Annotated in this window: 11 protein-coding genes; 6 read left to right on the top strand and 5 right to left on the bottom strand. The window is 51.2% G+C overall.

Going from position 1 to position 16,766, the window contains the following annotated elements:
* The first annotated feature begins 198 nt into the window (after positions 1 to 198).
* The 5 genes from VC28_RS18585 (at position 199) to VC28_RS18565 (ending at position 4,663) form a co-directional block, all read left to right on the top strand.
* Complete coding sequence (locus tag VC28_RS18585; RefSeq protein ID WP_049631955.1) at positions 199 to 768, top strand: glycine zipper 2TM domain-containing protein; 570 nt, start codon at positions 199 to 201, stop codon at positions 766 to 768.
* A gap of 160 nt (positions 769 to 928) precedes the next feature.
* Complete coding sequence (locus VC28_RS18580; protein ID WP_049631954.1) at positions 929 to 1,267, top strand: PepSY domain-containing protein; 339 nt, start codon at positions 929 to 931, stop codon at positions 1,265 to 1,267.
* 72 nt (positions 1,268 to 1,339) lie between these two features.
* Positions 1,340 to 2,017, top strand: coding sequence for a response regulator transcription factor (locus tag VC28_RS18575; RefSeq protein WP_049631953.1), 678 nt, complete (start codon positions 1,340 to 1,342; stop codon positions 2,015 to 2,017).
* Between the two features lie 37 nt (positions 2,018 to 2,054).
* Positions 2,055 to 3,449 (top strand): ATP-binding protein, encoded by a 1,395-nt coding sequence (locus tag VC28_RS18570; protein ID WP_049631952.1) that lies wholly within the window; start codon positions 2,055 to 2,057, stop codon positions 3,447 to 3,449.
* 266 nt (positions 3,450 to 3,715) lie between these two features.
* Positions 3,716 to 4,663: a DegV family protein gene (locus VC28_RS18565; RefSeq protein WP_049632539.1), complete on the top strand. Its 948-nt coding sequence runs from the start codon at positions 3,716 to 3,718 to the stop codon at positions 4,661 to 4,663.
* Between the two features lie 231 nt (positions 4,664 to 4,894).
* On the opposite strand, the gene VC28_RS19370 is transcribed toward VC28_RS18565, so the two are convergent.
* From VC28_RS19370 to VC28_RS18535, 5 genes are all read right to left on the bottom strand, one after another.
* Positions 4,895 to 8,095 carry a family 16 glycosylhydrolase gene (locus tag VC28_RS19370; protein ID WP_053094232.1) on the bottom strand — a complete coding sequence of 1,067 codons (3,201 nt, stop codon included), beginning with the start codon at positions 8,093 to 8,095 and terminating at the stop codon, positions 4,895 to 4,897.
* A gap of 235 nt (positions 8,096 to 8,330) precedes the next feature.
* Positions 8,331 to 11,510: a di-heme oxidoredictase family protein gene (locus VC28_RS18550; protein ID WP_049631950.1), complete on the bottom strand. Its 3,180-nt coding sequence runs from the start codon at positions 11,508 to 11,510 to the stop codon at positions 8,331 to 8,333.
* A gap of 397 nt (positions 11,511 to 11,907) precedes the next feature.
* Positions 11,908 to 12,936 carry a UDP-glucose 4-epimerase GalE gene (gene galE, locus VC28_RS18545; protein ID WP_049631949.1) on the bottom strand — a complete coding sequence of 343 codons (1,029 nt, stop codon included), beginning with the start codon at positions 12,934 to 12,936 and terminating at the stop codon, positions 11,908 to 11,910.
* Positions 12,937 to 13,168: 232 nt separating this feature from the next.
* A complete protein-coding gene (locus VC28_RS18540; RefSeq protein ID WP_049631948.1) occupies positions 13,169 to 13,831 on the bottom strand; it encodes a TorF family putative porin in 663 nt (220 codons plus the stop codon).
* A 227-nt stretch (positions 13,832 to 14,058) separates the two neighbouring features.
* Positions 14,059 to 15,057 (bottom strand): DMT family transporter, encoded by a 999-nt coding sequence (locus tag VC28_RS18535; protein ID WP_049631947.1) that lies wholly within the window; start codon positions 15,055 to 15,057, stop codon positions 14,059 to 14,061.
* Between the two features lie 461 nt (positions 15,058 to 15,518).
* Here VC28_RS18535 and VC28_RS18530 point away from each other — a divergent pair, with 461 nt between their 5' ends.
* The gene (locus tag VC28_RS18530) at positions 15,519 to 16,739 is read left to right on the top strand and encodes a multifunctional CCA addition/repair protein (RefSeq protein ID WP_049631946.1); all 1,221 of its coding nucleotides are present in this window, start codon (positions 15,519 to 15,521) and stop codon (positions 16,737 to 16,739) included.
* Positions 16,740 to 16,766: the final 27 nt, after the last annotated feature.

The following is a 16,766-nucleotide window of genomic DNA, read 5'->3' as shown; positions in this document are numbered from 1 at the left end:
TGGCTTTATTTCAGCAATTCACAGGCTTCTTGCCCCATTACTTGACTGGCTTATTGTGCGGATCGCCATTTACAGGCTTTGCGAAACAGGCCGCAATTTTGGTTATTGTCATTTCAGTTTTTGTTCAGATTGAAAGGCATAGTCTGAACTTGCTCCAGACAACACTGGGGCCTCCCTTACCAACACGAGATAACCATCATGAAAAGCCTGTTATTAATCAGCACCCTGGCCAGCAGCCTGTTGCTGGCTAACAACGCCTTGGCTGATCACAAGCATCACCATAAACATCATCACAAGCATCATGACCGCCACTATGAGCGTCACTATGAAGTGGTTGAATACACAGAATATGCACGCGTCGTATCCAGCCGACCGATTTACCGCACCATTGCAGTAGAGGTTCCTGTGGATTCCTGCCGCGTGGAAACTGTCGCCTACAGCGAACGTCGCGGTGGAGGGGATTCATTCAAAGGCACTGTCGTGGGAGGATTGATTGGCGCAGCCATTGGTAAGGAAATTGGCCACAGCGGCCATGCTACCGCTGCAGGCGGATTGATTGGCGCAGCCATTGGTAACGATATTGCCGGTGGTAGCCGCAGGGTGACCCGCTATGAAGACCGCGAAGTATGCAGCACCCGCTATCGCACTGAATACCAACGCGAACTGGTGGGTTACGATGTGAGTTATCGCTATGATGGCCGCATCTACCATACTGAGACACGCCATCACCCAGGCGACCGCATCGTTCATGTAAGAGGTCGCCATTAATTGCGCAACCGTCATGGGCAAAGGTCAAATTGACCTTTGTCCAAACACGGGCGATAGTGAAGGCAAAACGACTGACGATTGAAAGCCTTCTTGTTTGGGATTTGCCATGTTGTACTCAAAACGCTGCTGTTTTCGCTCCGGCTCCACTCACTGGATCACGATGTTAGCGATATCCGTTTGCCTGCTGACTGTGTTGTTGGTGAGCAAACCCGGAATGGCCGAGCCAGACTTAATTGGCAGCGACATGGGCATTTCATCCAGCGCCAGCGGCAATAATATATTCGAGGCCAATGAGGACGATACCCCATCGCCGCCACCACCCAAACTGTCCCCTGCCGAAGCCGCTGATCTGGTGCGCAGGAAAGTAGGCGGGCAAGTGATGAGCGTCAGTACCCAACAAAATGACTCTGGTGTGGTCTATGGCGTTAAGGTACTGAGCGCTGGGCGCATGCGTGTCATCCGTGTCGATGGCCAGAACGGCCAATTACTGAACCCATAAATCGCGAATCAATAAGGGTAAAACACTACCCTGTGTGTCGTTTTTAGGAATAACTCTTTTTAGGAAAGCCCTATGCGTATCCTGATTGTTGAAGATGAAAAACCCCTGCGCGAGCAAATCCTCAGTTTGATGGCGACTGAAAAATACGCCTGCGATGCTGCCGCTGATGGCCGCGAAGGTTTGTTTCTCGGCAGTGAATACGACTATGACCTCGCTATTATCGACTTGGGGCTTCCTCTGTTGGACGGTACCCAACTCATTCGCGAATTGCGTAGCAAAGAGCGCAACTTCCCTATTCTGGTGCTGACTGCCCGCGGCAACTGGCAAGATAAGGTCAGTGGACTTGAGGCGGGTGCCGATGACTACCTCACCAAACCCTTTCACCCGGAAGAATTGCGCGCACGTATCCACGCCTTATTGCGCCGCGCCAGTGGTCATGCATCGCCGGTACTGCGCTACGGCCCCATTACCATCGACACCAACGCCAAACGCGTACATCGCGATGACACCGAAGTCGATCTGACCAGTTTCGAGTACAACACGCTGACTTACCTTGCATTGCATGCAGGCAAAAATATTTCCAAGAGCGAACTGACTGAGCATTTGTACGCGCAAGATTACGACCGCGACAGCAACGTGATTGAGGTATTTGTCGGCCGTTTGCGCAAGAAACTCGATCCGGACGGCAGCCTGAACCTCATCAGCACCCAGCGCGGTTTGGGTTATCGCTTTAATCTCGATAAGCAGTAACCCCAGCAAGTAGTGAGAGTGTAGTGATGAGAGCACAGTGAGAGTCGCCCGGTTTTCCTCTATTGCATCGCGCCTGCTGTTGGCATCGGCGCTGCTGCTGCCATTGTTTTTGGGGCTGACCGGTTTTTTTCTGGATCGCGCATTTGAAAACAGCCTGGAAGTTGCCGAGCGCTCGCGCTTGCGTGGTCACGTGAATTTGTTGATGAGCGTTGCGGAACCGGAGAGTAAAAACTCCCGCATTGTAGGGCTGCGTTTACCGGTCACATTAAGCGAGGCCGATTTCGAACACCCCAACTCGGGACTTTACGGTTATGTATTTGATAGCCAGGCAAAAGCTGTCTGGCACTCCAACTCTGCTGCACTGAACAAGCCCCCCAAATACAACAGCATCGCCAAAAGTGACACCCCCGGAAAAATGCTGTTCAGCACCAAAACATTGGATAACCAATTGCACTTTATTGCGCGCTATACCGTTAATTGGGAAGACGCGCGCGGCAACCCCACGCCCTTTCATTTCGTGGTGGTTCATAGCGCCCAGGAATATCAGGCAGAGCTCAAAGCCTACCGCAATGAACTCTGGCGCTGGCTGGGCGCAGCAGGGGTATTTTTATTGATTGCCCAGACACTGATTTTGCGCTGGGGTTTACGCCCGCTGGGCAAACTCGCGCAAGCACTCAAAGCCATGCAAAGTGGCGATACCAGCAATATTGAAGGCGAGCACCCCAAAGAGCTGCAAAAAATCGTCAACAATCTCAATCAGGTATTGGAGCGCGAGCAGGCCTTACGCTTGCGCTATCGCAACAGTCTGGCCGACCTTGCGCACAGTTTGAAAACCCCGTTGGCAGTACTGCAAAGTAAGTTGGTAGACGGCGGCGCAAGTGATGGCGAGCTGCAACAAATTGCTAGCGAGCAAGTAGCGCGCATGAATCAGGTCGTGACTTATCAATTGCAGCGCGCTGTATCCAGCCAGCAAAAAGGCACCTTCCGCCGCACACGGATTGAACCCATCGCCCAGCGTTTATTTTCAGCGATGCAAAAAGTCTATGCGCAAAAACGCATGGAGCAGGAGCTGGATCTCACCCCCAATTCCATCGTCGCAGGCGATGAGCAGGATGTGATGGAACTGCTGGGAAATCTGCTGGAAAACGCGTTCAAATACGGCAACAAACAAGTGCGTATGCGCTCGCAGATTGCAGGCAATTTCTTGCAGATTGATATTGAAGATGATGGCCCCGGCGTTCCGGAAGACCAGACTGAACGTATTCTTGAGCGCGGCCAGCGGCTCGATACCTCCATTCCCGGGCAGGGCATTGGCCTTGCAGTAGCGGCGGAAATTGTGCGCAGTTACGAGGGCAATATCAGCATTCACCGTTCGGAATTGGGCGGTGCTTGCTTCAGTATCACCCTGCCAATCTTACCCAACAGCGATTAAATGCCAGCCAGTCCCCCCCCTGTTTTGTCGATAAAGTCTCCCATCGTGTAAGCCAAAGCTCACACGCGTACCGGTTATTCCTCACAACAACTTCCGCAACGCCGCACAGATTTCAGGGAAATTTGCGACTACTGCTTTTTTTGCGCACACCGGATACTGGCACCATCGGCTCAGGTGCTGTACGCAAGAAAACAGCGCGAGCGACAGGAAACAACCGCCCGGGACGGCACTCACAAAAAATGCTACCAAATTACGGGGTTTTGAAAATGTCATCCAGGACGTGTATTGCTGTCGATTCAACATGCGATTTACCAGCGAAATTTATCCAGCAACACAACATTGAAGTGCTGCCGATTTACATCAAGCACGCCAAAGGCCAGGAACTGGATTATCGCGATCCACAAACCATGCTGAATTTTTACAAAAACCATTCACGCGATGTGTACGGCTTGGCGCAGTCTGATCCACTTTCCGTCAATGACATGACAGACATTCTCAGAGATCGCTTGCTACCGAAATACGATCTGGTGCAAGTGGTGACCATCAACAGTAAAAAAAGTGATGTGTTCAAGCGCGTGTCAGAAGCTGCGCTGGTGAACGAACCCAAATTTCGCGAGATGGAAAAAAGCGAAGGCCGTTCGCCATTTCGTATCCGTTTATATGACTCAATGTCTATGTTCACTGGCCATGCTTTGCTGGTGTACGAATTGGTCAAACGCATTCAAGTTGATAATTTGCCGCTGAATAAATCGATCCGCGAAATCGACAATATGCGCGATCAAGTCTATGGCTATTTAATTCCGAACGATTTGTCGTACATGCGTGAGCGTCGCCATTTGCGCAAAGGTGACAACAATATTTCCTGGATCAATTTTAAATTGGCGAGCGCTTTAAACCTGCGCCCGATTGTGCAATTGCATCGCGGCAATACCGAAAAAATCGATACCGGCAGAGGTTTTTTAGGTGCATTGGAAAAATTGCTCACGCACGTGAAAAAACAAATTCAACAGGGTTTGACCAGTGAAGTAGTCGCGATGAGTTACGGCGGTTTGCTGGAAGAAATCAAAGACGAACCGATTCTGGTGGAGTTCCGTGAATTCTGTAAGCAATACAATGTAAAAACCATGCTGTCGATGATGAGCATGACGGGCGCTATCAACGTAGGCCCAAAATCTTTCGCGCTGTCATTTGCTACTGATAAAGATTTGGTTTGATTTTTTATTGTGAATATTCAAAGGACGGGCTCCGGTATTCCCTCGGAGACTCGCCGTAAATACGTCCCTGTAGGCTCGAATGCAGTATCCATGCTGCATACGGTCTCCGATGAAATACCGGAGCCCTTCTGAAAGTTATCCTCATGAAAAATGAAAACGCCCATCAGTTACCTGATGGGCGTTTTTGTTTTTCGCTCAATGCTTATTTTAGTCCATCGTTACAACAGACGTTTATTGCGGGAGCCTCCAGCGAACATTTGCCACTTGGAAAGTGACATTTTGTTGACCAAATACCGGCCACAGCGAGAAAGGTGTATTTACTTTTGTGATGTCAAAACCAGCTTTAGCTGCAATGCTCGCAATAGGCACTGTGATGGTATGCCAATTGTTATCCGCCGGTAGAGGAACAGGTATTTCCTCACCTACACAAGGAAAACCACAATCAGCCTTCACAAGGAAGCCACTGGTATTACCTGTATTGCTTACCACTTTAAGATCAAACACCAGATCACCCTCGGCAAACGCACTCAGGTCTTTGGCACCACCCTGGATGTAGAAGGTGCCCATGCCGGTAGAGGTAAATGCAACCTGCGTTACCGTACCTTTATCCGGATCATTCACGGTCGCGTCAATCTGGATATTTTGACCATCGATCTGCCATACACCAAACCCTGGGTTACCCCAGTCTGCTGACAATCCACCCACAAAAACATCCATATCTTCGGTGATCGGCTCTGGCGGAACTACCGGCTTGATATTGCAATCGCCCCACTCTTCGCTGTCCTGGCAGACGATGCGGATATTGTTGAGCTGCACGTGCGCATTGCCGCCAACCGGCTCAATCACGAAGGGGTTTTTGATGCTCTTGAAATTCACCGGTGATGCATAGCCTTCGTTGGTATTGGGCAGCAAGGTGTAAAGACGCACAGACACTTCCGCCCATTCATTTTCCGCCGGGATTTCGATCTCGTGGTAGCTGTTGTTTGGATAACCACTGTCCAGCTTGATGCGCAACTTGGTGTTGGCATCGATATCCAATACCCGCATATCAAACTTGATCTCACCCAGGTTCGCAGCGCGGCCGTATTCGGTGATGGAACCACCAAAGTCGAGCGCATCTTCTGATCCGGCTTCACCAAAGATGATAAAGGCGTTGCTGATACCCGCAAATGCAAGATCCAACACTTTAGCCGGTTCGCCGCCAGGGCCATCGGTAATGTTTGGTTCAGTGACGGTGATGCTTGAACCGGCAGGGCACCAACCTTCCCACGTCGGGCAAGCATAACTACCCAGAGACATTGGCCCCGGTACCTGTGCACCATTGATATCAAATGACAGCGTTTGCAAACCGTCTTTGTACAACCAGCGGGTATCCCAGGTAGCCGGTGGCGGTGTGTCTTTGGCAATCTCGGTTGCTACCACACTGGGGTCAGCAGTCGGTGTTTCACAACCCTTACCGGTCACCGGATCAGCAGAGCATTCGTAGACTTTAACGAAGTCTACTTCCATGGTGACATTGTCAGAAGGTCCGAAGGTTGGATAAGGAACATAGCTGCCATTACCCAATGCCACGTTCAAAATCATGTGGAAAGGTTGATCGAACGGCTGGGCACCAGTGCCTACCTGATAGCCCAATTCCTGACCACCCCAGTAATAGATAAACCAGTTACCGCTGTTGCGCGCAAAGAGTACGTCATCCACATACCAGCGAATCTCGCCCTCTTCCCACTCCACCGCGTAGGTATGGAAATCATCCCAAATATTGGTTGGTGGTTCATAAGACGCGCCGCTGTACTGGTTGATAGGCCATGAATAGCCATAGTGCAGAGTGCCGTGGATTTCGTTGGCAGCACCGGTTGGTTGCGGGCCTGACACGCCTGGCTGGAAGGCTTCCATAATGTCGATCTCGCCACTGTGCGGCCAACCGCCATATTTGGTGGTATCGGTAGGCAGCATCCAAATCGCAGGCCATACACCGCCGCCAATGGATGGCATTTTCGCCCTGATTTCCATGCGACCATATTTCCAATCCGCCTTGCCTTTGGTGCGCAAACGGGCAGATGAATAATCCTTACATACCGAGGTATCCGCAGGGTTATAGCCAGGGTCTTCCTGATTCTTCGCTGGGCCGCATACATGACCTCTGATGGCTTTGATATTTAACAGGCCATCCGTAACAAAACTGTTGGCCGGGTTATTAACGTAGCACTGGGCCTCGTTATTACCGCCGCCCCAGCAGTTAACTTCGTGTTCCCACTTGGTGGAGTCGATACTGGTGCCTTCAAATTCGTCTTCCCACACCAGATTCCACGCCGGTGCACTGGAGCTGGCTGCTGAGCTGCTTGCAGGAGTAGAACTGCTGGCAACAGAACTTGACTCGACTGAGCTTGAACTTGCCGGGATAGAACTTGGGGCAACTGAACTAGCCGGTACAGAACTCGGTGCCACTGAACTCGGTACCACAGAACTGGGCGCTACCGAACTGGCAGGCACCGAACTCGGAGCTGTTGAACTGGCTGGAACAGAACTCGGTGCCACTGAACTGGCAGGTACAGAACTTGGGGCGGGCACCACTACAGTAGTGCTCGATGCAACACTGCTGGCAGCACTGGAGCTGGAGGATGATCCCGCATCGAGTGAAGTCTGCACCGATGAGGTTTGTGCTGCACTGCTTGAGCTGCTGCTGGAGCTTGCAGGAACCGGTGGAATCACTCCCAGCCCTTCGCCAGATTTTATTTGTTCGAGCAGGTCTTCGTAGCTGTCCAGATCGCCATCCGCAGCAATCGCTTCCTGCAAACGGTCCATGATTTGGTCATGGGCATCGCCAATCACAAAGCTGACGGTAAAGGGTGAGAAGGTTTCGCTATCCAGGGTATAGCCAGATTGGGCTAACTGGCGCGCCAACTCGGCTTGGGTAGACTCCAGAGTCGCCCCGACGGACTGCCAATCGCTGCTGTCGAACCAGGTTGCTGGCGATTGACCGCTGGCACCGGCAAGGATCAGATCGGTCAACACGGTGATGTTAACGTTGCCCGCGCTAGTGGCGTAACTGTGCAACACCACTTCCGGTTGGCCACCGCGAGCCTGTAATGCACAAGGCAAACTGGCTGTGGCCGGAATAGTGCCTTGATAACCGCCGTTAATGTCGGTGACGACTGGCGCGGTAAAACCGCTGCCATCGGCGCAACGTGCAACCACAGTGGCATTAGGTATTGCAGCACCAATGGCTACCCGGCCACTCAATACAACCGTTGCAGCAGGCTGGCTTGAGCTGGCATTAATGGATGATTCAGCCACACCTGCCGCGGAACTACCGGTTTGGGCAACTTTACTGGAGCTAGTGTTCTTGTTATCAGAGGAACCACCCCCACAGGCAGTGAGTGCAATACACACCACACTGATGTAGGAGATCAGAGGGAGAGAGAATTTCATTTGAGCCTCGATGATTATTATTAGCGTGACGTTCCCGACTAGTTTGTACTGGCTCTACTGGCCGTACTGGCAATCAGGCGCGGCGATACTCACATCGATTGGCGCGAAAATCGTCCCACATCAACTCAAGAATGAAATAGATACGTGCCACTTTGGCTGGGTACAGCATGGGAAAAACAAAAAACTCCCGCCAGTTGCCTGACGGGAGTTTCGGCTTATTAACCGTGCTGGATACTTATAGCGATTCGAGGAACTTGATCAAATCGTTGCGCTGCGCAGCAGATGCAGCGCGGTAGGCCGCCTGACTTGCCGCTGCTTCACCGCCATGCCACAAGATCGCCTCGTTAATGTTACGCGCGCGGCCGTCGTGCAATAAACGGCTATGACCATTGACCGCTTCGGTCAAACCCAGGCCCCAAAGCGCAGGGGTACGCCACTCGCGATTCAGGCTGGCGCTATTGGTGAGATTATCAGCCAAGCCCGCGCCCATATCGTGCAACAACAAGTCGGTGTAGGGCTTGATGGTTTGGCCACGCAGCTCCGCCAGGGGGTGACCGTAATCGGTGGTCATACTTGGTGTATGGCAGCCGCCGCAGCCCAGGTTAGCGAACACTTGCTCGCCACGTGCAACATCAGCGTTATTCACAGTTTCCGGACGACGCGCCGGTGCACCCAGCGCCTGCATATACACAGCCAACAGGTTAACGCGCGCATCGCTCAGCTCCACTCCGGCAGGGCCCGCATTGCGGCACGCGGTTTGGTTAGCACCACAGGCTGGCCCCTGCAGCATGGTAGTACTGACACCAATATCTTCATGCAATGCATCTGCAGTGAATTGCTCAAGAGTGGCGATAGTCGCTTTCCAACCAAAACGGCCGATGCGCTGCTCGCCGGTTTTCAGGTCAGACACCTGATTCGCGCGGCCAGAAATCCCATCGCCATTGCTGTCGTTCGGGTCATGGCGTTGCAACAAGGTCGCCTCAGGCACAGCTTCCAGCAAGCCCAATCCAACAATGGTTTGCGCCATACGGGGCGAGAAGAAGCTCACCGCACCACCGGCTTGATCCAACACTTGTACTGAGTAGTTAGGCAATTGCAATTGATACGGCGTGCCATCGTTAAAGGTGCCGGATACCGTCGTGTAATTCACATTGGTATTGGCCTCTGCGGGAACACCGCCATTGCGCGATTGCGGTTGCAACACCTTGCCAAAATAAGCGTGAGGTAAGGCATTGCCAGTCGCACTGGTTTGGCCAGAGCTGACTTTTACTGCCATGGTATCCGGCAATTGACCATTTACCGGTGCGGTGCCGCGACCATTATTGACGTGACATGCCACACAGGAATTGTTGATCGTCAGGCCAGTAGACAGGTTTGCCATTTCGGTAAAGTCAGGGTTGCCCGGCTCAAAGTGTTTGCCATCCACAAAACTGGTATGGAACAAGCGGCGGCCATTGAGGAAGCCATTATGGGTTTCCCAGCGGGTGTTCAGGGCTTCACGGAAGAACGATGTCCACTGGTACTCGTGGCGTTCCACAACAAAGGCACTTGCCGCTCCCGGCGTATATTCCAACACCTGGTCAGTGAACGTCTGGTTCCCCTCACGGTAGGTTACGGTCGCATTGTTAGCCGGATTGCTGATCAGGTAAGACGGCTTTTGGTAACCTTTGGCAATCGCTTGTGGCGAACGGATCGGCATATAGCCTGGGCCACTGGAATCCACCAACACACCCGATGTACTGATGACATTTTCCGGTGCGATGCCTTTAAAGGCGCGCACAGGCGGAGCGGTCGCAGCGCCACCGGATGATAATTTGGCATTCAACTCATCGTTATTCACGATATACAAACCCGGGCTGCCCAGCTTGATGCGGAACGTATCGGTGTAATACACGCGCTGTGCGCTGACCCGCGGATCTGTCTCGGTAAAGCCCAGCCATTGCTGGAATTCAAAATCGTAGAACTCACCAACCCGCAAGGTGGTTTGGCCTTCGCGTTCACCCGGTACAAAACGGGTACCCACACAGCGCCAGCGCTCGCCTTTACCGGTCGCAGGGTCAGCGGTTGCAATACGGGTAAAGCCGCCGTTGTCCCCAAAGTAAGAGCGATAGGGGTTGAACAAGCTCTTGCGGCAGCCGATATCGTTAAAGTTGGCGTACTCCGGCTCGTAAAAAATCTCTACGCGCGATTCGCCTTTAGGCGTGTGGTCGTGCACTTCAAACTTGAAGGTGCGGTGCTCGTGATAAAACGCTGGGAAGGTATAGAAGATACTTTCTGCTTCATGGCGTGAACGCGCGCGGCCGCTGCCGAAGGTGACGATGGTGCCATCCGGCTCAATACGCCAGTTGCGCGACACCTCTGGCGAGAATTGGTTGGGGAACAGGCGGTTATAGGTCAGGTTCGCCGGAATGCTTGCCGCCACACTGCTAGATGAAGGCACGGTAGGTGTCGATGATGCGGTAGGAGTACTGCTGGGCGCTACGCTGCTTGGAGCAGTACTACTTGGCGCACTGCTCGCAGTACCGCTGGAGCCATAGACTTTCAGCTCAAAAATCGAATAGCCCCACTGGTTGCCGGTGCTACGTGCAGTACCGTAAATGCGCAGGTAGCGATAAGAACCGCTTACCGCAACTGTATCGGTACGGTTGCCAAAGGTGCCGCCCGTGCGGGTAGCCAGGGTCGTCCAGGTCGAGTTGTTATTTGAACCCTGTACCTGATAGTTCGCTGCGTTCGCCGCTTCCCAATCAATCACCACCGAGCTCAGGGTTTTGGCCGAGCCGAAATCCAGACTGATCCATGAAGGGTCGGTATTGATAGCCGATTCCCAGCGCGAACCACCGTTATTATCAATCGCCAGTGCAGCAGGCTGTACTTGCGTACTGGCAGTAGCCGTCGCGCCTAACGCCAGATTGAGATTAGCCGGCTGGCTCGCCGCACTGCTGCTGGCAGGCACCGCACCATAGACCTTTAGTTCCCAGATCGAATAACCCCAATTATTGCCAGTGCTGCGCTGGGTCGCGTACACACGCACATAGCGATACAAGCCCGTCACTGCGACCGTATCGGTACGGGTGCCAAATGTGCCACCGGTACGGGTAGCAAGTGTTGTCCAACTGGTGCCGTTAGCTGAACCTTGCACTTCATAGTTAGCTGCATTGGCCGCCTCCCAATCGATCACAACCGATGACAGGCTGTAGGAGGCTCCAAGGTCAACACTCACCCAGGATGGGCTAACACCGTGATTCGATTCCCAGCGGGTGCCACCATTACCATCAACCGCATTGGCGGCCGGGGTCATGGCGGTACTGGCTGTCGCCGTTTTGTTCTGGGCAAGGTTGGTTTGGGCCAAAAGGCCGGGGCTGAGCAATAACGCACAAAACAGGCATAGCAGCCTGCCTATCTGGTTGGTTTGCATAGAGTTGTCTCCACTGGGTTCCCTGCCGACAGCGCCCTCCGTGCCTCTTGCGAGATCTTATTGTTGTAAATGCGAGAGCTGCCGATCAGAAAATGGCTGGTTGTCTTGTTATTGATTATTCATTCATAAGGACTACGTGACGCACTGGCACACTAGTAAGCATCAACATCGGCAGTATCGATTTGAGGGGGACAGTTTTCTTCTCACTTTTGAAAAACCGCCCAAAGCTGGGGCATCTCACTTAAAACAGTAAAAAGTGAGAGGGATTTGTGCACAACGGGTCACAGTCCGGGTGTGCAGGCGTACATCAATAAAATACCCGCAATGATGACCTGTAATAAAAAACCCGCTGGAACGCAGCGGGTTTTCTTGGCTAATCGCAAATGTTGCGTGCAGCTTAATCGCCATAACCATTGGGGTTTTGCGACTGCCAGCGCCATGCATCCTGCATCATGCGCTCAAGGCCAAACTTAGCTTCCCATCCCAGTTCAGCTTTGGCCTTGGCCGGTTCAGCGTAGCAACTGGCGATATCACCCGCGCGGCGCGGCACTATTTTGTACGGTACTGCGCGCCCGCTCGCGGCTTCAAAAGCTTTCACCATCTGCAGCACCGAATAGCCCATTCCCGTACCCAGGTTATACGCGCGGCACCCAACGCCGGTTTTTTCCAGCGCTTGCAATGCAGCCACATGGCCCAGCGCCAAATCCACTACATGGATGTAATCGCGCACACCAGTGCCATCGACGGTGTCGTAATCATCGCCAAATACACTCAGCTCTTTCAGTTTTCCAATCGCTACCTGCGCCACATAAGGCAGCAGATTATTGGGGATTCCTGCGGGATCTTCGCCGATCAAGCCACTTTCATGTGCACCAACCGGATTGAAGTAACGCAACAACGAAAAATTCCACTGATTGCCGGGCGCCTTTGCCATGTCGGAAAGGATCTCTTCTACGATCAGCTTACTGCGGCCATAAGGATTGGTAGCCGAGGTGGCAAAGGTCTCATCAATCGGCACCGAAATGGGGTCGCCATACACAGTTGCCGATGAACTGAAGATCAGCTTCCACACCTTGAACTCTTCCATCACCTCCGCCAATGACAAGGTACCCGCTACGTTGTAGCGATAATATTTCATCGGAATCTGGTTGGATTCACCCACCGCTTTCAAACCGGCAAAGTGCATCACTGCGCTGATGTTGTAAGCGCGGAACACCTCGCGCAGCGCGTTTTTATCGTTGATATCCACCTCAAAAAACACGGGCTCAACACCGGTAATGCGGGCGACGCGCTTGAGCGATTCGGCGCTGCTGTTACACAAGTTATCAACCACGACAGGCAAATAACCACTATTGATCAATTCAACACAGACATGGCTACCGATAAAACCGGCACCGCCTGTTACAAGAATGGGGGAACGGGACATACAAGATTCCTTATAAAGATGTGAGCCATTGCCGGCGCATTGAACCAGAGTTCGGGCGGCAGTATAAGGGCTAGGAAAGAATCTTTTATTAAATCATATAATTATTATTTTATTAAGGTGTAGTGACAAATAGACGCAGCAGAAATCCAGATAACAGCTCAGATAAGAACTCAGATAACAAAAAGGCAAGCCGAAGCTTGCCTTTTGCGAAGTGATTTTAGCGAACTAAAACTTACTCGATTGGCAGAGACAAATTCACTACGAAAGTAGCGTCATCTGCTTCAGGATCATCACCGTCATCAACCAAAGTACCTACAGTGAAGCTCAACTTGTCGTTGTACTTGTAGGTCAGATCCAAGTGAGAAGAAGTGGTATCGCCATCATCCATGTGTTGGCCGTACTTCACTGCGAATTTTTCAAAAATCAATTCTGCAGTTGCGTATGAGTAGTCTTTGTTGTCCAAAGGACTTACTTCTGCAGCTACTGCATCGTAATAGGTCACTTTCAATGGGCCGTAGCCGATCATTGGGATGATTTCTACATAGTCGCCCGGAGCGATTTTTTCTTCACCACCCAACTCTGGGTAGTTGTAAGACACTACGCTCACGCCGTATTTAAAGTCGCCAGCTTCACCAGCGTAACCTGCGTACAGGTCGTATTCGGTTCCCAAGGCTTCATCGCCAGAAGAGGTCCAGGCACCCGCGAAGAAACCGTTGCCGCTTACGTTGATATCTGCAGTCAATGCCGCGCCGCCGCCCAAATCATATCCTCTCCAATAGTACATATTGGAAACACCCACACTGGCAGCCACCTCAGCATGAACTGCTGGAACAGAGAAACCAGCAAACGCCGACAGAGCTACGGCACCAGCAATTAATTTTTGTTTCATTTTCATGAGTTCTTCCTCTTCAATGGTCTTTACTAGTTAGTTTTGAGGCAGCTATTGATAATTCACACTAGCTTGACGGGGATATTGCAGGTACCAAGCCAATTTTATTTTTCACTTTAAAATCAAAACGTTACACATTGAATACAAGATTGCATACCCAAAACAAAACTCGCCCAGGCACAAGCATGGTGCACAAAAACCAAGCTCGCCACCCGGGCACGCACCAAAACAACTCATTTAAACCGAATAACGTACTCTTTAATTTTCTGTAATTCCTGTTGCACGCTGGTTCCACCTTCATAAGCGGGCGGCTCAGCTAATTTGCGCAACAACCACGCGTTCAACGAGGCGATAGCAGAGCGGATCGTCCAGGGCAGATACAACAACAAGGCAAACAGCACCACTGCCACACCAATCAGTGTTTGCGATGACAACGCCTCATCTGCCAATGCCTTCCCAATCACAATCGCCAAGACCGGTGTCATCAAGGTAATGAGTGACACCGCACTTGCCGACATCCTCTGCAACACGTAAAAAAACAATGCAGCGCCCACCAAAGATCCCATCACCGCCAAGTACATAATCGATAACGCGGATTTGGTTGATACCTGCTGCGGTACTGCGCCATCCATCAACCACCAACACAGCAACAAACCTGGCAATGCAAATATCAATGCACCGCTTGCTTGATGGAATGCATCCAGAGTGACCGATTTTTGCTGCGTTAATTTTTTTACCCACACGCTACTGAAACTAAAAAGTACGCAGGACAACAACATCGCACTGATACCATAGATAGAGCGCAAATCGAATTTCATTTGGTGATAAAAAATAATGACCAAACCAGAAAGCGCCAATAACAACGCAATCACACGTTTAACCGAAAATGGATTTTGCTTTAACAGCAGCAGCGTCATTACGCCAGTTGCAAAAGGCGACATGGCAAAGAGCACCGCCGCCAAACCAGACGGAATAAATTGCACACCCCAATACACCACCGGCATATTGGGAAAAATACCGATAGATGCAGCAAAATAAATCGCACGATGCTGCCAATAGGTTTTCAGCGATTGACGCAGCAACGCATGAATAACCAATGCAATTGCTAACGCAAGCGACATGCGTGCCACAGCGGCCAGCATAAAGCTGAGACTATCGCTACTCCATTGAATAGCGAGCGGAGTAGTAGCCCATATCAGCACTACTGAAAAATACGAAAATATCACGGCCACGGCATAGCTCCTTATTGCCCAATGAGCAAAGTGCAAGAGAATGGCCGCAACATCCAATACTGGAAAAATTCCAACATCGGAAAAACAAAACTGAAACCCAAAAACAAAAAGGCCGCAGTTTTTATGCTGCGGCCTTTGTTTACAACGATTAACTAATTAATCAACAAATTCCGCCAAGCAGCGCGCACAGCCCACAAACCAAATCATTGGTCGTAGTGCTTGGGCGGTATGCTTGGCGATATAAATTGGGTACATAATTAATTGGTCTAAGCTTATAAGGTTTTTGAAAAGAGAACCGAGGTTAATTTAATTTCTTACACTCGACAAGTTATTTTTGCATTTTTATTCACGCTTTTTATTAATGCCTTTTGACTAATAACTCACTTATACTCGTTTACATATTTTTTAATGACAAAAACTCATGAAGAGCCACATAGGCTACATAGTACATAGAGAGTTACATGAAGACTTATCTGGTAGGCGGTGCTGTCCGCGATAAATTATTAGGCCGCGGGGCAACAGAAAAAGATTGGGTTGTGGTAGGCAGCACCCCGGAAGAAATGCATCGCCTTGGCTTTACACCTGTAGGCAAGGATTTTCCCGTATTCCTCCATCCTCACACCAAAGAGGAATACGCCCTCGCCCGCACCGAACGCAAAACCGGTCACGGTTACAGCGGCTTCAGTTTTTACTGCGGCAGCGAAGTTTCACTGGAAGAGGATTTGATCCGCCGCGACCTGACCATCAACGCCATGGCCGAAGATGAAACCGGCAAGATCATCGACCCTTACAATGGCCAACAAGATCTCGCCAATAGAATCCTGCGTCATGTATCACCTGCATTTGCAGAAGACCCGGTACGCATATTACGCGTTGCTCGCTTTGCGGCGCGCTATCACCATTTAGGGTTTCGCGTTGCCGATGAGACGATTCAGCTGATGCAAATGATGGTCGATAACGGCGAAGTCGATCACTTGGTTGCCGAGCGAGTATGGAAAGAAACCGAGCGCGCGCTCGGTGAGCAAAACCCGGACGTTTTTATTGAGGTGTTGCGCAATGCGAAGGCACTGGCGCGATTATTTCCAGAAATTGATGCACTCTTTGGTGTTCCCCAAACCGCACTGCATCATCCGGAAATTGATACCGGTGTACATACGCTCATGAGTCTGCAACAAGCCGCTAAATTATCGCCCAGCACATCCGTACGCTTTGCTACGCTTTTGCATGACTTGGGCAAAGCCAAAACACCACCCCATGAGTGGCCGCGCCATATTGCCCATGAAGACCGCAGCTTACCGCTGGTAAAGCAATTATGTGAACGCATTGCCGCACCGAAAGAATACAAAGAACTGGCATTGATGGTCGCGCAATGGCACACCCATTGTCATCGCGCATTGGAATTAAAACCGGCCACGATATTAAAAGTATTGCAGTCAAACGACGCATTCCGTCGCCCCGAGCGATTTGAACAGTTTTTGCTATGCTGTGAAGCAGATGCCCGCGGGCGCACAGGCTTTGAAGATCGCCATTATCCGCAGGCCAATTTTTTTCGCGCCGCGCTCAGTGCAGCACAGAATATTGATATAACAGCCATCCAGGCGCAGAACCTCACCGGAAAAGCCTTTGGCGATGCAGTCAATCAACAACGATTACACAATCTGCTTACATTAAAAAATGAATAGCTTATCGGCCACTGGCTAATGACATGG

The sequence above is a fragment of the Cellvibrio sp. pealriver genome (assembly GCF_001183545.1).
Classification (GTDB): Bacteria; Pseudomonadota; Gammaproteobacteria; order Pseudomonadales; family Cellvibrionaceae; genus Cellvibrio.
Note: the sequence above shows the minus strand (reverse complement) of the source record. Positions and strands in the feature narration are given on the sequence as shown.